At 61.3% G+C, this 20898-nt stretch carries 8 protein-coding genes and 1 pseudogene; 7 read left to right on the top strand and 2 right to left on the bottom strand.

Annotated elements, in window-relative coordinates; translation table 11 throughout:
- Positions 1 to 50: 50 nt before the first annotated feature.
- A complete protein-coding gene (locus AC1A0G_RS03440) occupies positions 51 to 1886 on the top strand; it encodes an ABC transporter ATP-binding protein (RefSeq protein WP_476527532.1) in 1836 nt (611 codons plus the stop codon).
- Complete coding sequence (locus AC1A0G_RS03435) at positions 1883 to 3907, top strand: ABC transporter ATP-binding protein (protein ID WP_476527530.1); 2025 nt, start codon at positions 1883 to 1885, stop codon at positions 3905 to 3907. The genes AC1A0G_RS03440 and AC1A0G_RS03435 overlap by 4 nt, the downstream gene beginning before the upstream one ends.
- A gap of 508 nt (positions 3908 to 4415) precedes the next feature.
- Here AC1A0G_RS03435 and malQ read toward each other — a convergent pair.
- Positions 4416 to 6716 (bottom strand): 4-alpha-glucanotransferase, encoded by a 2301-nt coding sequence (malQ, locus tag AC1A0G_RS03430; protein WP_476527528.1) that lies wholly within the window; start codon positions 6714 to 6716, stop codon positions 4416 to 4418.
- Between the two features lie 867 nt (positions 6717 to 7583).
- On the opposite strand from malQ, the gene AC1A0G_RS03425 reads away from it, so the two are divergent.
- From AC1A0G_RS03425 to AC1A0G_RS03405, 5 genes are all read left to right on the top strand, one after another.
- Positions 7584 to 9161: an ADP-ribosylglycohydrolase family protein gene (locus tag AC1A0G_RS03425; protein WP_476527526.1), complete on the top strand. Its 1578-nt coding sequence runs from the start codon at positions 7584 to 7586 to the stop codon at positions 9159 to 9161.
- A 1723-nt stretch (positions 9162 to 10884) separates the two neighbouring features.
- On the top strand, positions 10885 to 15579 hold the full coding sequence (locus AC1A0G_RS03420; RefSeq protein ID WP_476527524.1) for a SpaA isopeptide-forming pilin-related protein: 4695 nt from the start codon (positions 10885 to 10887) through the stop codon (positions 15577 to 15579).
- A gap of 450 nt (positions 15580 to 16029) precedes the next feature.
- Entirely contained in the window at positions 16030 to 17937 is a 1908-nt protein-coding gene (locus tag AC1A0G_RS03415) for an isopeptide-forming domain-containing fimbrial protein (protein WP_476527522.1), read from the top strand.
- Positions 17938 to 18343: 406 nt separating this feature from the next.
- Positions 18344 to 19009: a hypothetical protein gene (locus AC1A0G_RS03410; RefSeq protein WP_476527520.1), complete on the top strand. Its 666-nt coding sequence runs from the start codon at positions 18344 to 18346 to the stop codon at positions 19007 to 19009.
- Between the two features lie 86 nt (positions 19010 to 19095).
- Positions 19096 to 19752 (top strand): hypothetical protein, encoded by a 657-nt coding sequence (locus AC1A0G_RS03405; protein ID WP_476527518.1) that lies wholly within the window; start codon positions 19096 to 19098, stop codon positions 19750 to 19752.
- 574 nt (positions 19753 to 20326) lie between these two features.
- Here AC1A0G_RS03405 and AC1A0G_RS03400 read toward each other — a convergent pair.
- A pseudogene (locus AC1A0G_RS03400) lies at positions 20327 to 20898 on the bottom strand (transposase); the annotation flags it as partial.

Genomic DNA, 20898 nt, shown 5'->3' with positions numbered 1-20898 from the left:
GCGCCGATCGTGCGGTAAGACTGATCTCAGATCAGGAAAGGTGACGGAACATGACACAGCAACACGACGCGCACCCGCGCCCCAGCCATTCGATGTGGTCCAACACCGCGTTCATGCTGCGCCTCGCGTGGCGCACGGCGAAATCGGTGCCGATCATCGTCGCCGTCATGGCCGTCGCCCAAACCGCCATCGCCACCACGGAACTGTTCATCGCCCCCGCTATCCTCGCGCAGATCGAAACGCACGGCCCGCTCGCGCACCTGCTCATCACCATCGCCGCGTTCACCGCCGCACTGGTCGCGTTCAACGCCATCCACGCCTACGCCGAAGCCAACAGCGGCACCGGACGCATGACCGTCCGCCTCGCCATCATCGAACGCATCGGCCTCAAGGCATCGCGCACGGCCTACGCCAACACGCTCGACGCCGACTTCCGCGCGCTCACCCGCCGCTCCATCGAACAGGGCTGCGCCAGCAACGACGCCCCCGCCGAGAAGTTCTGGACCACCTGGACCGACATCCTCACCAACGTCCTCGGCTTCGCGATCTACCTCGCGCTGCTGTCCGGTCTGAACCCGCTGTTGGTCGCGCTCGTGCTCGTCACGTCGGTCGCCGGCTACCTGACCGGCAACCGCATCAACGAATGGGGTTACCGGCATCGCGACGAGGAGCAGCGCGACATCCAGCGCCTGTACTACCTGCTCGACCTCGGCGGCAACCGCAAGTATGCGAAGGACGTACGCATCTTCGGCCTGCGCCCGTGGCTCCTCGAGCTGCGCGACGGCGTGACCCGCACGCTGCGCGCGTTCTACGCGAAACGCGAGGGCGTGTACGTGTGGGCGAACGTGATCGACGTGACGCTCGCGTTCGTGCGCAACGGCGCGGCCTACGCGTACTTGGTCTGGCTCGTGCTTGCGCAGGGGCTGAGCGCGTCGCGTTTCCTGCTGTACGTCACGGCCGTGAGCGGATTCACGACGTGGGTGACCGGCATCCTCGGCAAGTGCTCCGAACTCAACAAGGAAAGCCTCGAGCTTGCGTCGATCCGCGACCTGCTGGATTGGCCGGAACCGTTCGCGCTCGACACCGGCGAGCCGATCGCCGCGCAGCCGGGTCACCAATACGAGATACGGCTCGACCATGTCTCGTACCGCTATCCGGGAGCCGATCACGACACGTTGCACGACGTTGATCTGACCATCCGTCCCGGCGAAAAACTGGCCGTCGTCGGACTGAACGGCGCGGGCAAGACCACGCTGATCAAGCTGATCTGCGGATTCCTCGACCCGACCGCGGGTCGCGTGCTGCTTGACGGACGGGACATCCGGCAGTACCGCCGGAGTGACTACTACGCGCTGTTCGCGGCGGTGTTCCAGGATTTTTCGGTGCTCGACAGCACGATCGCGCAGAACGTCGCGCAACGTGTCGACGGCATCGACCGCGACCGTGTGCGCGAGTGCTTGGCCGAGGCCGGGCTGACCGGCGCGATCGATGCGCTGCCGGGCGGCATCGACGCGCATCTGGGGCGCGAAGTGTACGAGGACGGCGTGGAGCTGTCCGGCGGCCAGACGCAGCGGCTGATGTTGGCGCGTGCGCTGTACCGCAACGCGCCGATCCTGCTGCTCGACGAGCCGACCGCCGCGCTCGACCCGATCGCGGAACGCGACATCTACCGGCATTACCAGCGGATGACGGCCGGGCGCACGTCGGTGTTCATCTCGCACCGGCTTGCCTCGACGCGGTTCTGCGACCGGATCGTGTTTCTGGCCGACGGGCGGATCGCCGAAACGGGCACGCATGACGAGCTGCTTGCGGCGGGCGGCGGATACGCGCGGCTGTTTGCCGTGCAAAGCAAGTACTACCGGCAGGAAAGCGAGGCACGGCAATGACCGGGCGGCATGATGATACGGATACCGCGGATACTGTTATGGACCCGGCGGATGCGGCTGTGGATACTGTTGATACGACCGTGGATACTGCTGAAGATGCGACTGCGGATACCGCTACAGATACTGCGGCAGATACCGCGACCGCGACTGATGTCGCCCCGATGACCGCCGCCGCCGCATGGCGCCTCACGCTGCGCGCATGGGGCGTGGCCTGGCGCAAGGCCCCCGACTGGTTCGCGGCCACGATCCTCGACGCGCTGTTCGCCGCCGCGCTCCCCTACGCCACCATCTGGTGCTCCGCCCAGCTCATCAACGAAATCGCCGGCGCCCGCGATCCGCGGTCCCTGCGCCGCTGGATCGTCGTCATCCTCGCCGTCACCGTCGTGCTGTCGCTGCTGTCGGCCATCTGCAATCATTGGAAAACCGCGGCCGCCGCAACCGTTGGCAGACTCGGCAGCGAACTGCTGTCCGACCGCATGCTCACGCTCGACTATCCGATTCTCGACGACCAGCGCACCATCGACGCGTTCGACCGCATCCGGCAAAGCGACAATTTCTCCGGCAGCGGCATGCGCACGGCGATCTGGACGTTCGACAAGCTGCTGCCCGCCGTCTTCCAGATCGCCGGCGGCATCGGCCTGTCGGTCACGCTGTTTTCGTCCGCCGTGCCCGCGGGCGGTGGCGCGCTGACCGTGCTCAACAGTCCGTGGATGTCGCTCGGCATGGCCGCGATGCTGCTGGCGGCCGCGCTCGGCGCCGCGCGATGCAACGAGATCGGCGGCCGCGCATGGTGGCGGTTCGACGAACTCGGCCGGTTCGGCAACCGCGTGTTCGGTTTCTTCGGCCTGCTGTTCCTCGATACCGCACGCACGCTCGACATCCACCTGTACGACCAGTACGGCCGCGTCGCCATTCCGTTCGTGGACGCCAACCCGGTGTTCACCGTGCATGATCCCAACTCCCGCGCCGTCGAACGGTCGGTCGGCGTGTGGCATGTCGCCGCGGCCGCGATCACGTCGCTCATGACCGGACTCGTGTACGTGTTCGTGTGTCTCAAGGCGTGGGGCGGCGCATTCGGCGTCGGCTCGGTCACGCAGTACGTCGGCGCGATCACCACGCTGTTCCTCGGCGTCTCCGCGCTGCTGCGGCAGGCCGGCGAAATCCGCAACAACGCGCCGTTCCTGAAGCGCGTGTTCGACTTCCTCGACCAGCCGAACCGCATGTATCAGGGCTCGCTCACCACCGAAAAACGTGCCGACCGGCAGTACGACGTCGAATTTCGCGACGTGTCGTTCCGCTATCCGAACGCGCCGGACGGCCAGTGGGCGTTGCGTCACGTCAATCTCAGGTTCCGTGTCGGATCGCGGCTTGCGATCGTCGGCGAGAACGGCAGCGGCAAGACGACGTTCATCAAGCTGCTGTGCCGGCTGTACGACCCGACCGAGGGCGCGATCCTGCTCAACGGCATCGACATCCGCAAATACCGGTACGACGAGTACATGCGGATCTTCTCGGTCGTCTTTCAGGATTTCCAGCTGTTCGCGCTGCCGCTCGGACAGAACGTCGCTGCGAACGTTCGCTACGATCGCGACCTCGTGACCGATGCGCTGCGCAAGGCCGATTTCGGCGATCGGCTGGACTCGCTGCCGCGCGGATTGGAAACGAGCCTGTACAAGGATCTGGACGAGGACGGCGTGGAGCTGTCCGGCGGCGAGGCACAGAAGATCGCGATCGCGCGGGCCATCTACCAGGATGCGCCGTTCATCGTGCTCGACGAGCCGACCGCCGCGCTCGACCCGGTCGCGGAGGCGCGGATCTACGCGAAGTTCAACGAGATCGCGGGCGACAAGACGGCCGTATACATCAGCCATCGGCTGTCGTCGTGCAAGTTCTGCGACGAGATCGCCGTATTCGACCGCGGTGCGATCGTACAGTACGGCACGCACGACGAGCTGGTCACGGACGAGGGCGGCAAGTACGCCGAGCTGTGGCGCGCGCAGGCCCAGTACTACGCGGCGTGAGCGGTGTGGCGGGCCGTGGGTTACTGCGTGCGGAGTATTACGCGGCGCGGGCTGTTTTATGGAATACCGATCGGTGGGCTGCGAGGTGGTGCCGTTTTCTTGGACTGTGATCCGGGAAAGGAATCATCGTGGCGAGGTATACGAGGGAGCGGCGGCGTGCGGTCGAGCTGTATGTGAAATACGAGTGATGCGCGTCGTCATCGTATCCGTGCGCGACGAAGCCGCCGTCTACAACGAAGCCGCACGCCGGCTGAGCTGAGCGGGAACGAAGTAAAGGTCCGGGGGTGTTTCGCGTGATGGTGATGTTTCATGAGAAACACTGCCGGACCTTGGGTGGCTGGTTCGACCGGTTGGTGGGAGACGTGGTCGGTTGGTGATTAGCTGGTTGTTGATCGGCGGGAAGAGAGCGCTGCCGAGTGCTGTGGATGATGTGCGACGGCAAGAAAGGTTGGGTGCGGCGTCGCCGAGCGGAGGTGTGCGTTCGACGACACCGCACCCGCCTGCGGGCCTACTTCTTGCCGTTCATGACGGCGGCAAGGGAGAGGACGCGCGGATTGGCGAAGACCTGATCGGTGGGGACGACGCGGCCATCCGAGTCGGTCAGCGGGATGCGCCAGTTCGGGTACTCGCTCGACGTGCCGGGCTGGTTGACCGAGTTGCGCTGGCCGACGCCGTCCATCAACGTGGCCTGACGCAGCAGCGACGGCGTATCCAGCAGCACGCGGTGCATCGCCTCGACGATCTGTTGAATATGCGCCTCGACGTTGCCGGCGGCGACATCGTTCGCAACATCGGCGGCAAGCCAACCGCCGTCGGTCAGCAGCTCGATCATCGCTCGTCGTTCGGCCTCAGCCGATGCCTGGAACTCCTCGACCGACGACGACAGCAATCCGAGTTCCTTACGCAGCTTCACATGCTCGAACTCAAGATATCCGGCGGTCGGCGGCAGATCGTGCGTGGTCACCGAAGCCAGCGCCTGCTTGCGATAGTCGGTCGGCGGCGAGTACGGGTCGCCGGCGGTCGGCGAATCGTCGACGCGGGAGAACCACTCGACATCGGTGCCGAGCACGCCGTGCGCAGCCAGCATGTCGCGAACGTAATCAGGAACCGTGCCCAGATCCTCGCCGATCACCATGCCGTTCGCGCGGGTCGCTTCGATGGCCAGTACCGCGAGCATAGCCTCGTGGTTGTACGTGACGTACGCGCCGCCCCTCGCACCCTTGCCGCTCGGAATCCACCACAGGCGGAACAGGCCGAGCACATGGTCGATGCGCACCGCGCCGGCATGCGCGAACACGGCGTGCACCATCTCGCGGTACACACGGTAGCCGGTATCCTCCAGATAATGCGGGTTGAATGGCGGCTGGCCCCAGTCCTGGCCCTGCTGGTTGTAGAAGTCCGGCGGGCATCCGACCGTCACCGAACCGACGGCGAATCGCTCCGGGTTCCACCAGGCGTCCGCGCCGAGCGCATGCACGCCCACGGCCATGTCCTGCATCAGGCCGAGCACCATGCCGGATTCCTTCGCGGCGGTCTGCGCGGCGGCGACCTGCTCGTCGGCGATCCACTGCAGCCAGCGGTTGAACTCGAGCAGATCGGCGTGGTCGGCCACCAGTTCGGCGACCTCCGGCGAGGTGCGGTCGTACCGTTCGAACCACGAGTTCGGCTCCCACGGGGCGCCCCACACCTCGAACGCGATGCACCACGTGGCGAACGCGTCGAGATCCGGACCGGCCTGAGCCTTGAACTGCGCGAACGCGGCGGCGCGGGCGTCGGTTTGACCGTCGGAGAGAGCCGTGCCATGCGAACGTTCGTAGTAATCGAAGATGATGTGCAGTGCTTCGCGCTTCGCCGTCCACGATGCGTTGATGTCCAGCGGCTCGCTGCTTACGTTCGCTGCAGCAACGTTCGCATGCAGCGCGTCGACGCGCTCGCGCTCGGCGGCGGGCAGCTCGGCGTATTCGGGGATGTCCTGCGGGCGGATGTACGTGACGTTGAGGAAGCGGCGCGATTCCGGCAGGTACGGCGACGGTTCGAGCGGCGGGATCGGCGCGCACGCGTGGATCGGGTTGATGAGCATGAAGTCGGCGCCGGACTTCTTGCCCGCGTCCGCGACGAGGCGGCGCAGATCGCCGTAGTCGCCTACGCCCCACGACTCTGCGGAGCGAGTGGAGTACAGCTGGTTCATCCAGCCCCAGCGCGGGCGTTCGGCCACGGCGGCCGGCACGGGGATGCGCTCGGGTGCGACGATCAGCGTGGCTTCTTCCTCACGCGAGCCGACGGTGACGCGCAGCGTGTGGTAGCCGATCGGCAGATTGTCGGGCAGGATCAGGAACAGGTCGTCGGAGCTGACGCTGGGCAGGATGTCGGCCTCGTCGCTGTGCGAGGAGGTGCCGTCCTCGAAAATGATGGTTGCGGCCGGTTCGTCGGTGCCGATTGCGCCGGTGGCTTTGGCTGCGGCGGCGGTGCTGGCTGCGGAGGCGGTATTGCCAGCGTTCGCAGTCTCGCCCGTAATATGCAAGGTGATAGTGGTCGGCTTGCCAACGGTTGCGATGATGGTGCGAGCCGGTAGCAAACGTTCGCTGGATTCGCGTTCCAGTGTGGCGAGGGACTGCTTGATGGCGGCGTCGCTGGATGCGTCGATGCCGAGCGCGGCAAGGACGTTGACCAGCACGTCGTCTTCGATTTCGACGTAGGTGCCCAGCTGGTCGATGTACGAGGTGGAGACTCCGCCGGCCTTCGCGAGACGGATCAGCGGACGGGCAAGCCGCTCCGCACTCTCGGTGCGCGGCTTGGGGGATGTGGCCATATGTGATGCTCCTAACGTCGGTTGTGGGCGGCTCGTCACATTCGGACGCGACGGCGGCTGTGCTCGCCGTGCCTCGACTGCGTGGCCCGGCTGCGCCCGGTGTGCAAGTATCGTTACCAGTACCATAACGCATAATGACATCGTTTGCAATACTTGCGGTGTTTCGTTTTGCAAAAGTGCCGTATTGCACTGAAATAACTAATGAATAACCTTGTCATTTTGCTGGCAGCTTATCGGCTTTGGTGGGTTTTTCTCATTGCCCTGCCGTTCTCATCCGGGAAGCTGTTCCGGTCCCGTTCGGTACTTCGGTCCCATCCAGTCATCCTTCGCTTCCTTCCATCCCCGTTCCATCCGAGCGCAGGCACGGCATCGTGATCCAGCGCTGTGTCACGTGCCGCGTCACGCTCCCGGTCACGTATCATGTCACGCGATATCGTGTCGGGCGATATCACGTCACGTGCCGCGTCACGCACCATGTCACGCTCCGCGTCACATCACATATCGTGTCGGGCGTTGCAAAACAGTTGTCCGGTTATCTCAAGTACGGCAGTCACCGGACGGCGGCAGCGGCAGACGGCAGCAGTCGGCAGACCGCACGGTCAGCAGATTGTGTAGTCGGCAGTCAAGGCAACAGGCGCCGGCGACAACGTCATCGTTCGTCGTCGGCACCACCCCCCGACGTCGGCAATCGAGCGCGGTCACGCGTGCGCAGCGCGTACACCAAACCGTACGCGCGTCGCGCCGCACGAGAGTCCGCAGTCCAGCGTGAGTCCGCAACCCAGAGGTCCGCACACCAAGCGAACCGCCGCGCCCCACGCACGATCTGCCGCATACTGATACATGAATGTCCATTCAAAGGAGACTCGCATGGGACTGAACACCGAAACTTATCCGCACGTGTACGACATTCTCGTGGCCCGCTGCGACTACGCGGACTGCGGCGCGATGCGCACCGCCACCGCCGATGGTGAGCCGTACGACTTGGATTGGGAGATGGCGGAAGACGATCTGTCGGATTCCGGCTGGACGTCGGTGGACGGCGGCGGCGAGTGGTTCTGCCCGGCGCACGCGGCGATCGCGAAATTCCCGCAGGAGGAGCGGCGCAAGGCGAAGTCCGAGGGCGCGTTTTCGGCGGCGGATCATCGTCGTCTGCTGGCGGCCGTGTACGGTCAGGCCGTGGGCGACGCGCTCGGCGTGCCGTACGAGTTCCAGCACCGTGACGCGTTCCGTTGCGAGGGCATGATCGGATTCGGCACGCACCGGCAGCCGGCGGGCACGTGGAGCGACGACACGGCAATGATGCTCGCCACGCTGGATTCGCTGGCCGAGCACGACGGCAAGGTTGACGAGGATGATCTGCGGGCCAAGTACGTGGCGTGGCTGTATCACGGCGAGTACACCCCGGACGGTGTGGTGTTCGACGCCGGTGGCACGACGCGCGCGGCGCTGGCGGCCGGTCGAGGCGCAACCGGCGAGCGGGACAACGGCAACGGCGGTCTCATGCGCATCCTCCCGCTGGCGTTCACTCGCGCGAGTGACGACGACATCCGCAAGGTGAGCGCGGTCACGCACGCGCATGCGATCAGCATGGATGCGTGCGTCCGGTTCGTCCGCGTGGCGCGACTGCTGCTTGCGGAAGGTCGGGATTATTCAGTGTCCGAGATCTGCAAGACGGCTGATATTCCCGATCAGCGGCTCATGCCGCGCGACTCGATCAATTCCGGCATGTTCGTGCTGAACACGCTGCAGGCCGCGATCTGGTGCCTGGTCAACACGCATTCGTACCGCGAGTGCGTGCTGACGGCCGTGAACCTCGGTGTCGACACGGATACGACCGCTGCGGTGGCGGGCGGACTGGCCGGCATCGTGTACGGGTTGGACGGACTGGAAAGCCAGTGGATCGCGCAGTTGCGTGGGGCCGAGTTGCTGGAACATATCGTTGCGAAGGCCGCGTTGCACCTGCCGGGACTGTACCGGCGCAATTGGCGGATTACGGCTGCACGGGCTGCTCGGAAGGTTACGGATGAGGAAAGGAAGGGGCTGCACGAGCTGGTGCAGCTTGAGCCGGAGTTCCAGAAGGCGATGGACGAGGGCAGGAAGCTGTATCACTGGAACGAATCGGATACGGATGATCGCGGTGTGATGGTCTACCGCGGCATCTCGTATGATCCGATCGTCGACCGGTATTGGCATGCGATTTATCAGGCGTGGGGAGACCGTGGTAGTTACGGCGATGTCCTTGACGAGTTGAATCTGTCTGATCCGGATGATCTGCAGGACTTCTACGACAACGGCGATTATGACTTGTTGGGCATGGATGAGACGCTTGCGTTGTTGCTGGTGCCGACGCGTCAGGAGCGGTTCGGAGACGGATCGTTGTGCGGGTACTTGGATGAGGGACATATTCTCCGACTGCTTCGCCACGTTGGCGATATGGCGAAGTAGCCGGCGGGCTGTATGCGGGCTGCCGGCCCGCATCGCTCGCGTAGCGGGTATTTTGCTCTCCCCGTTGGGGAGCCGTCAACGGCGGAGCCGCGGACGGTGTGGGCGATGGTTTGCTCCCCCCTGTCAGGGGGAGCTGTCCGCGGAGCGGACTGAGGGGGCGCACACCCGTCACGCCAAGAGACGGGACTTGGTTTATGCGCCATCCCGTTAGGGGGCTGTCAACGGCGGGGCCACGGACGAGGTGAACGAGATGGTTTGCTCCCCCGTCAGGGGGGCTGCGGCATCTGGCCGAGCTGGTGCAGCACGAGCGGGTTTGCTCCCCCTTGTCAGGGGGAGCTGTCAGCGAAGCTGACTGAGGGGGCGCACACCCGTCACGTCAAGAGACAGGATTGTTTTATGTGCCATTCCCGTTAGAGGAACTGTCGTACGCCGGCACCCCGTGCCTCATTGATCTGCCCCTTCGCTAGTACTCTGTCGGACTTAATGTGATGGGTTTGACGCTCCCCCAGTCGGCTTCGCCGACAGCCCCCCTCAGCCGAGGGGGCCGAGAATAAAGACGCGTCAATTTAGATCCGACAAAGTACTAGAGAAGCCGACGGTGAAACGGACTGAAGGACGCTGTGCGGGCGCATGCCACTCACTGCTGGCGCAACTATTCTCGGAAATAATGGTTGATCGCCTGGAATAGTTGCGCTGAGCATTCGCCAGTGCAACTATTCCAGGCGTATAGGGCCGTTTTCCGAGAAAAGTTGTGCCGGTGTTGTCGTAGTGCAACTATTCCCAGAACAATGGGTTGTTTTCCGAAAATGGTTGCGCTGAGCGGTGTTGGCGTGAGGAGCTGGGATCGGTGACGGGTTTCTAGGAGGTGCTGCGCGGGGGATCGGAGGAGAGTGCCTTCACCGCCAATGGTTGCGTTAACGACACGCCCGTAATCTCGCTGTGGAGAGCGATGTCCGAAATATGATCCTTAATTTCTGGGATTGCGCGAGGCGTTGCAATGCTTACGTTCGCTGCATACCTTTGCAATCGAGACGCCCTAAGAAACATCGGGGGGGGGGCTCGCGTTTGCTATCGTTTGCAACAAATGATGCTACAATCAGAAATCGGTGAGAGAAAGTACATATGACAGAGCTGTTGGAGAGCGAAAACAAACCGACGGATCTGATCAATGAACGGTCCACAAGACCGATGAGCATATGCGCGGACTCTTTGGAGAACTGAATACGGTGGGTGATCGAAACTGATTTCCGGCTGCGCGATGCGAGTTGAGTAACGACGATTCGTGTCGACTGCGACGGAGATTCCGTACGAGCCGAGTAACGACGGTTCGGATGGAAGTGATATCGCTTTTGGGTATCTATCGTGAACGATAACCGCGAAATATCAAGGATATCGGCGGCTGGCTGGCGCGTGCGATGATAGCATGTGCGAGTCGGCCGACGATTGGGATGATGTTGATATGAGCGGCGGTGCATAACCGGTGATCGCGAGGCGTCGCGGTGGCCGGCGAATGAGGTAACGACGCGCAATACGGCGGGACGAGTGCATGGAGGCATCGGCTCATCTCGCATAACACAACCATAGGCGGAGCTGAGAACCGCGCCCAACAGCCTAGCGCAAGCTATGTGCATCGATGTGACAACGTGTGCAAAACATATGTGGTCACGCCGGTGACATGGTTTTTGCGAACGATGGCAGGGGGCAGTTCGAGGGGGAGAGAACTATGAACACACGACCGGCGTACGTACGTGACCGGAGAGTGGCAAAGGCCAAGGATCTGGCCGCCGCTTTCCTTGCCGTCACCATGTTCGTAGGCACCGCCGTCGCCGGCGCCATCACCGCCCCCTACGCCGCCTATGCTGCGAATGATGTCGATTTCGCAGACGGTGCTCTGTGCACTCCGACTGAGCAGTCGATGGGTACTGAGGCAAATCCTTCTTCTGACCGTGATACCGGCGCCGCCACGTGGGTTGGTGGTGATATGTTCGTCGGCAAGCGCCCGGCAAACTCCACCGAAAACAACAGCACCGACAACAACCTGATGAATGCAACCGGCCCGTCCGGTTCCTACGCCGTTGAAGCCGAAGGCCTGACTGTGGTCAACGGCAAATTGCTGTTGAATCCGCTCAAGAATTCTTGGTCCAATAAGGTCACAGGCGGTGCTTTTCGTTTCGGCATTGCTGGTTTTGGTACGCAGTTCCGCCCGGCGAACGGTAGCACCGCGTTGGTTGTCGGTGGCAACGGCAACACGGTGATCGATTCTGGCACCGACACGAAGGCGAAGGTGAAGGCGTGGAGTAGGCCCGGTTTCATCATGGGTTACAACCACCAGGGTTCGATTGCTGGCACGGATACCGGTGTGTGGGGTGGCGCACCGACCGGCGCGCTCAAGACAGTAGACGATGCATCCCTGCAGTGGAATGCCGGTGATATGACGAACGTCACTGTCAAGAGCAGCGACAACGATACCGATACCAGTGACGATTCCAAGAACTTCTCCGAATCCAAGTACTACCAGGATTACGTCGTCGAGGACATCTCCGCCCCGCTTGCCTTCCAGACCGCGACGGGCACGGTATCGCAGGATGTTTCCACGCTGGATACGCTGACCCGTCACAAGTACAACTATTACACCGAGGGAACTGACGAAGGTAGCAAACTCCAGTATGTCTTCAACTACAACGATGAGCTCAAGAACGGTACTGGTCGTGGCCTGGAGACCACCGACTCGTATACGAACCGTGAGAAGCTAATCACCTTCAAGGGTACGAACAATCCGACGATGGAAGTGTTCAACCTCAACGCGAACATGCTCACCGATTACAAAGATGGCACCCGTTACCGTGGTGTGGCATTCGCGTTCACTGACATCGCCGACACCGCATCCGTGGTGATCAACGTGACCGGCGATAGCAAGAATATCTCCTTCCACAATGGCTGGCAGTTCTGGTGGAACGGTCAGGAGATCTCCGACGGCTATTCCAACTACAACAGCAAGAGCAACGATGAGAATCTGAAGAAGAAGTCGGAGCTTTACGCAAAGGCCGCGCAGAAGATCCTGTGGAACTTCCACGACACGAACAACCTCACCATCTACGGCGGCATCGCCAACGAGGATCCGAACGGCAAAGTGACCGAGGATGATCCGGCTGCCGCGATGCTGGGCAGCATTATCGTGGTCGGCAACGCCGAGTCGGGCGATTCGGATGGTAATGCCGACAACACGATCGGCAACTTCGAATCGCATGTGACCACGAACGGACGCGTGTACACCGAGGGCGACTTCTCCATGTACAACCCGTATTATGCGGCGAAGTTCGCTCAGGCTGGCGCGAACGATGGTGATTCCTCGTCCGTCATCGACATGGATCAGGAGCGCCACAACTTCCCGTGGAACGGCCAGACCACCACCGAGTGCGCGGCGATCGCCTGGCAGAAGGCCGACGAGGCCGGCAACGGTCTGAAGGGCACCACGTGGGCGATCTACGGCACGTACGCCGATGCCGTGAACGGCAAGAACGCCCTGTACACCGCGCTGAAGGACGACGACTTCGCCGACAAGGACACCACTACCACGGGCGGCTTCAAGGTTGAGGGCCTCAAGCCGAACGCCACGTACTACATCAAGGAAGTCGCCACCGGCGACAGCAAGTACCAGCTGAACACCAACATCTACTACGTGAAGACCGGCGACGCGAACACGACCGAAACCGTGACCCAGTCGGTCACCAAGAGCGCGGACGGCACGTTCACGTTCGGCACGGCCGACATGACGAACGACGGCAAGATCGTCAACAAACATGCCGGTCACGCGGTCGAGTGGAAGAAGATCGCGGACGGCGATACCAAGAACACACCGTTGGCCGGTTCCGCCTGGCAGATCAGCAAGCAGGGTGGCGACAAGACGAAGGTCTGGAACGTCGAAGACAACGTGAACGCGGCCACCGGCGTGACCGTCACGTCAAATTCGACTGAGCTGAACGCAACCAACGACTATAAGGCGACGCTCACCGCCGCAGTCCAGCCGTCCGACGCCGTGCAGAACGTCACTTGGACGTTCACCGACGAATCCGGCAACCCGAAGTCCGACGAATCCGCCGCAGTCCTGAGCCAAACCAGCGAACTGCGCGCCGACGTCATCGGTACCAGCGACACGGACACGACCGTCTACGTCAAGGCATGCTCGGTCTCCAATCCGGACGTGTGCAGCCAGCCGGTCACGATCACTGTCAAGGCCGCAAGCGTCACCAGTTTCACGGTCAAGGACTCTGCGAACGCTGACGTACAGAACAACGCGTCGTTCACCGTCGCGCAGAACGGTTCGCTCGACTTCACTGCGACTGTGACTCCGAGTGTGCCGATCACGTGGTCGTCCAGCAACGATTCCATCGCCACGGTTGATTCGCAGTCCAACGGCGCGAAGGCAACCGTGACCATGCACGCTCTCGGTTCGGCTGTGATCACCGCGAAGGCCGGCAACAAGACCGTCTCGTTCACGGTCGCGACGCCGAGCACCACCGTGTACTTCAAGAAGTCGCTGGTGAACTGGTCGAACTACTACCTGTACTACGACGACGGCACCGAGTGGACGTTCGCGAAGATGGACCGCACGTGCGGTGACTACGTGGCGGTGACGATCCCGCAGGCGACCAATGGCAAGGGCTTCGTATTCCACGACAGCACGGACAAGAATTCGGGCAACTGGTACAAGCCGGATACGACCGCCACTTCGAACTTCAAGTTCACCGGTAATGCGGTGCAGGTGGTGGAGCTGTACAACAATTCGACCGGTTCCACAGTCCCGACCGCGTGTGCCGCGTCGGCTGCTGCGGTTGATGCCGATGATGAGGCTGCGTATGACGAGACCGTGTCTGCTCAAGTCGACGAATCGTCTGTTGAATCGGCTGATGCGGATGCCGGTGACGCTCAGCCGGGTGATGCGAAGGCTGCGGCTTGCGTTGCGAAGGATGGCACGGTTGACAACGCTGGCAACGTGACGGCCGGCACGAAGTGCGATATCGACACGGTCGCCGGTCAGTTCAAGGTCGACGGTCTGGATGCAGGTACGTATCTGATTCACGAGCTGACCGCGCCGGACGGGTACACGCTGAACAAGACCGTGTATGTGTTCACGATTGATCCGCAAGGCAAGGTGACGTGGGATGGCGGCTACGAGTGGGTCAACGGACAGACGTCATCCACGTTGACCCCGGGACTGGCTCCGACTCAGGCGTCCGGTTATGCGATCTCCGACAAACCGACCGAGGTGACCTGGAACAAGGTCGACGCGAAGGGCGGCAAGCTGGACGGTTCGCAGTGGAAGATCGTCGGTCCGTCGAGTGCGGCGACCGGTGGACAGAAGACCTACTGCGTGGCCGATAACGTGACGGTCAATGCCGATGACACGACCGATCCGAACACGACGTTCGAGAGCTGCGATGGCACCAAGCTGTCCGACGCGGCCACCGAATCCGGCGCGATCACCGTCAAGGGTCTCCCGGTCGGCGAGTATACGCTCACCGAAACCAAAGCCCCGAACGGCTACCAGCTGCCGACTACGACGGTCACATACAAGCTGACGGTCAAGGCCGATGCCGAATCGACCGTCACCAAGTCGGACGGTTCCGCGCTGACCGACTCGGCCATCGCCAACTCGTCCAAGCCGGTCGATATCAAGATCCCGGTCAAGAAGACCCTGAAGTACACCGACTGGCCGATGAGCGGCAACGACTACGTCAAGTTCACGTTCCAGATCGCGAAGGCTGAATCCAGCCCGAACGATACGCCGATTCCGGCCGACTGCGGCGGCAAGCTGCCGTGCACGATCGACCTCGCGCCGGAATCCGGTGCGGTCGATTTGCAGAACGTCACCAAGTACTTCGGCAAGATCGAATTCACCGACGCTCAGCTTGGCGACAAGTCGAGCGACGACTACGCGAAGACGTACACGTACGTGATCACCGAGGTCGTGCCGGCGAGCGGTGCCGAGGAGAACCTGCGGTACTCGAAGGCCGAATGGACCGTTGCCGTGACCGTGAGCCGCGACAAGTCGGAGGGCGGCAAGTACCAGGGTCTGAAGGTTGCGTACACGGTGACGCAGACCAAGGACGACGACGGTACTGCGATGAGCGGGTCGGATGCGACGGGTTGGTACGACTCGATTGGCGGAAGCGACAAGTCGGGTAGTGCGGCGCGTGCCGAGAACCAGCATCCCGGTGAAGCGGACACCAGCGCTCACCCGAACCTGACTGCCGAAACGACGTTCGTGAACACGAAGGTGCTGACGGGGTTGCCGTCGACGGGTACGGATTGGACCGGTCGGATGGTGCTGCTCGCGGGTGCCGGATTCATTCTTGCTGGCATGTTGATTGCCGGCGGATACCAGTTCGCCAAACGACGGGAGGCCGTATCTGCCTAAATCATCATCACTAGCGCGTGGCGGGTGGGACCGCGGCCTCGCCTTCGGCATAGGACTCGCCTACGGCGAGACTGCATTGCCGAACTCGCCTAACGGCGAGTTGCCCCTCCCTCAGTCAGCTTCGCTGACAGCTCCCTCAGCCGAGGGAGCCAAGGCTCCGCCAGCTCTCGTGCCGCGAAGCGGCACCTCGGCTCCCTCGGCTAGGACATTGCCGTTAAGCAAACAGCAGAGCTGTTTGTAGGCAATGTGCGAGCCGACAGGCGAGCCAGCAAGAGGCCAGCCGTAAGGCTGTCCTTAATTGCAGGACGCTGGCACGGCCGTGAGGCCGTGACTGAGGGAGCGTCACACCCCGCCACCCATAGCTCAAGGGCCAACCCCAAGAGCTTCCACCCAAACCCCATAGATTTTCCCAAAATTGTCCAACTCCTTAATCCAAGGAAAGGAAGAGAAATGAACAAGATCATCAAGCAGGCGCTTGCCGGCGTCGCCGCCTTAGGCATCGCCGCCAGCGGCCTCGCCCTCGGCGCCGCCTCCGCCTACGCGGACGACCCGACCACGGGCAACATCACCATCACCGGTGCTAAGACCGACCACACCTTCAGCGGTTGGCATCTGGCCTCGCTGAAGAACATCACGTACAAAACCGATAAGTCTATCGATGGCTTCCTCGTGGATACCGACAACGGCCATGTCTCCGACATTGAAGCCGCGATGAAGGAAGTCAAGACCGATACGAACGGCAGCGTGTCCGAGACTGGCACGTCGCTGTACGACACGTATAAGACCGACAAGAACTACTTCTTGGGCGATTCCAACGTGGATAACAACCCGATGGGTTGGTTTACCGCTACCTATAAGGGCACGGAAGTCACCAGCCCGTGGGGTGGCGGCGGCAAGACCGGTGCCCAGTCCGTGCTGCGTGCGTTCGCCCAGGCACTGTCTAAGCAGGTCGCGAAGACCGACGCTTCTAATCCGGACAAGGATGATTTCAAGGCCAATGCAGCCGGAGAGGCCAATGAGAACGTGACTCAGGGCCTGTGGTTCCTCAAGGACACCACGACCACGTCGGATGATACCGCCAAGGAAGAGACCAACTCCATCCCGATCATCACGCCGACCACTTTCGATGGTATGGCCGGCTGGGGCAGCATCACCATCAAGAACACCATCCCGACCATTGACAAGAAGCTCGTCGACCCGAACGATCAGGGCGGATACACCGACAACACCAAGCCCGACTACGCCGTGGGCGACACTGTCTACTACGAGCTGACCTCCAAGGTCCCGGTGTTCACCGGCTATGACATCGACCCGACGCTGAGCGCGACCTCCGGTAAGACTCGCGTCTTCCAGATCATCGATACCGCCGACAAGGCACTGACCATCGCCGACCCGGTCACGAGCGCCGATCCGGTTGTCTCCGTCAAGGTCGGCGACACCGAGCTTAAGTACAACGACGACTACACCGTCTCGAAAGATACGGTTGCCAGCGCTGCTTTAACCGGTGATTATGAGGGCGGTACTGTGACCACCATCGACCTTGCCAAGTACGTCAACAAGGCCACTGGTTCTACCTCCGCCGACTCCGGTATCGACGAGGGCGCCACTGTCACCGTGATCTTCAAGGCCAAGCTGAACGCCAACGCGAAGATCTCCGAACCTGGCAACCCGCGGAAGAACCTGAACAAGGATGAGCTGCGCTACTCCAACAAGCCGGAGGACGTCAGCGACGCCCACAAGGTTCCTGGCAAGGAAGTCCCGGTCTACTCCTACAAGTTCGGCATCCACAAGACCAACAAGGCCGGCGATAAGCTGCCGGGCGCCCAGTTCGTCATCAAGGCCGGCGAGAACACTTCCCACAATGGCAAGTACCTCGGCACGTACACCAAGACCGAATCTGACAAGTCTGGTTGGACGTATGAGGACACCAAGCCTACGGCCTGCACCGACGATCAGATCAAGAAGAATACCTGCAACACTGCCGGTGTCTTCGTGAGCGATTCCGATGGCAACATCAATGTTGAGGGTCTTGACTCCGGCACCTACGAGGTCGAGGAGATCGCGCCGCCGGCCGGTTACACCGCCGTTAGCCTGCCGAAGTTCAACTTCACTATCACGCCGACTGTCGGTTCTGAAGCTAATGGCCATAAGACCATCACCGCCGTGTCCAACGCCAAGGAAGGTTCTGATGAGCGTGTCACCCTGTCTCAGGACGGCAAGACGCTGAACATCTGGAACGCGAAGAACATCACCGAGCTGCCGAAGACCGGTGGCGCTGGTCTGGCTCTGATCGTGGTTGTCGGTGGCCTGTTCATCGCCGCGGCCGGCATCTTCGGTCTGCGCGCTCGTCGCTCCTGACCCCGCGTCAGGACTGGTGCGGAGCCTCGGCCCCCTCGGCTGAGGGGGCTGTCAGCGAAGCTGACTGGGGGAGCGTCGCGGCACGTCAGTGCCGTCAATAAGCACAGTATCGGCCTTCGGCCGATGCCGTTACACAGCGGCTCACGCCGCAGACGCTCCCTCAGTCTCGCTAACGCTCGACAGCTCCCTCAGCCGAGGGAGCCAAGGCTCCGCCATCCCCCCCATAACCAAAACTTGATGCCACAGAAACGCGCACAACTCCATCTCTCCACTCCGCTCGTTCCCGCGCGCATCAACCCCACCTCCGGCCGCTCATCTCCCAAACTCCACGGCCGGAGGTTTTTCCATACCTATCCGATACGTATAATCAAACGTGAATCAATCCACCATTGGCAGGAGTTCAACGATGACCAACGCCAATCGAGACGATGCCGTCTCCCAAATACTCCGCGATAACGGATTCCAGCTCGAAGCAGTCCGCGCGCTGTCTGAACAAATTCAGGCAGGCTGGGCGACCGTCTGCGAACGGATCGCTCCATACGCACCGTCCGACGGTCTGTTCATTTTCCTGGACAAACCCAACGGACATGTACTTCGAGTCGTATCAATCGGTGGCTTCGGTCGCGGAATACAGGTACATTCCGACCAAAGTTCGTCGCACATCTATCAAGCGGCATGCTCCGATCGCAACGGCTTGCAATACATCGTCAGTAACGATACGCAATTCAGATATTCCAACGGATCGACTCCCAAGCTCTACGCACAAGCAACGTGGGTGAGGAACATGCTCGTCGTGCTCGCGCTTACCGAGAACGCGCCGTGGTTGCCGGCTGGTTCTTCGCCCAAACAACGAGGCGCCAGCACGTTCTACAAGGACAAAGTATGCGACAAATGCGGCGGTACGGCATATCCTCTGTATGAATGGGCATGGTGCGATTCCTGCGGCGAGCGTCGATGTCCGAAAGGGCATTGCGGGTGTGCTCACGAGCAGCTTTGCCAAGAGTGCTATCAGTACAAGCCAATTGCAGCGTTTCATCATGGTTCGAAAATCTGTGAGGAATGCGCCGAATAACATGACGCTGATCATGTATTAAAACGTGCTTAATTGCGGCCTTAATTACAATCGTAACAGCAGAGAAATTCAAGGAGGAATTTGATATGCCAGTAGGATCAATATGCGATATCATCACGGCGGTGGCTACGATTATTGCGATCGGAGTCGCGGTATGGCAGTTGAAGAAAACCATCAAACAGGAAACCGAGAACCGGGTTGAAGACCGGTATAACGAGCTTCGTAGCGAAGCGTTTCGTGTGGACGCTTGGGTCGCGGTTACGATCGTTAAGAATGACTCCAGCCAGAAGAGTGCGCGGGTATGGCATGTGGTGCTCGATAACGAGACCAAAGGCGTGATTCGCAATGTGCGGATACACGTTCAGTGGCATGGTTTGTCGGACGGGAACAAGGACTCATACGGATTGGGCGTCATGCCGTTGGTGGACAAGCCTTGGCTGACGATTCCTGCTGGCTCCTGGCGCATTAACTATGCCAAACGGAGCGAGAATATTATTTGGAGCATGCCGATGCGTATTCATGATCCGCACGGGGAAATGAATCCTTCGTTTTTCGATCCTGGCGAGAGTAAGCCGGCGCAGCTTCATGAATGTGTGATTCTCCGCTTCGCCGATGCATACGATAACGAATGGTGCCGAGTGTATAAGGCGCATAGCACGTCTGCGGGGCTTGAACCGGGACTGTATCTCATCGGCACCCCTAACGAGTCGCTCAAGAAGTATGTGAAGACGGTTCAGCTGTGAGGGTTTGGTGCGGCTTGGGATCTAGTACTTTTACTTTGTCGGGCTTAATGAGGTGGGTCTGACGTTTCCTCGGTCGGTTTTGTCGATGGGCTCCCTCAGCTGAGGTGCAAGAATAAACGCGTCGGTTTAAACCAGGAGTGATGGTTAAGTGGCAGAGGCGTTGTAAGGGGTGTTTGTTGTCACGCTTTGGCGTGAGGCTTGAGATTTGGCCGGGTGTGGTGGGGAATGTTGCCACGCTTTTGGGGCTTGGCGGGTTCTCTGTGTTGTGTGCCAAGCGGGGGAGTGGGCCGGTTTCTGGCGATTGGCTACGATTGGCGGAATTCTGCGGTTTTGGTGCTTGCTGTCGTTGTCACGCACTGGTTTTTCTTGGCCGATCGTGCAGGGTGTGACAGGGTTTTTGTCATGCTCGGGCGAAACTCTGCGATTCCGCCCGGGCATGACATGGGTTCTCCAGCTGTCTGCCTAGATCTCGCGCCAACGAGCCCACTGCGTGGCACGGCGTCCTGGTTGTTCCATCTGAATCTTGTGTGTCACGGTTTCCTCGCGTGATGTTTCTGCTGGTAGGCAATCCTTGCTATCCCGAATATCTGAAGTGGCCTGATTTTTGTTCCGTCTCTGCTATGAGACGGCTTGTGCCATCTGCTTTTGATAATACTCGTTCTCGACCTGTTCCGGTGTCCTGTAGCCCAGGGAGGCGTGCAGACGCTTCGTGTTGTACCACGAGACCCACCGCATCGTCGCATACTCCAGCTCGGCCACGCTCCGGTAGGGTTTGTTGACCCAGATCAGCTCGCGTTTGTACGTGTTGTTCGTGCGTTCCGCCAGCGCGTTGTCGTACGAGTCGCCGACCGTGCCGGTCGAGGGGAGCATGCCCGCGTCGGCCACGTGCGTGGAGTACACGAGGCTTATGTACTGGCTGCCGTGGTCCGAGTGATGCACGCACCCGTCGGCGCCGCCGTGGCATCCCGCCCACACGACGGCCTGCTCCAACGCCTGCAACGGCAGTTCCTCCGTACGCATCGTGGAGGTCGTCGCCCAGCCGACGATTCTTCTGGCGTACGCGTCGGTGACGAACGCGACGTACGCGAACGAGCCGTCCGCCAGGCGAACGTAGGTGATGTCGGCCACGTGCAGCCGGTTCGGCGC

This window comes from Bifidobacterium sp. LH_230 (assembly GCF_056357555.1).
This window is presented reverse-complemented; position numbering and strand designations above follow the sequence as displayed.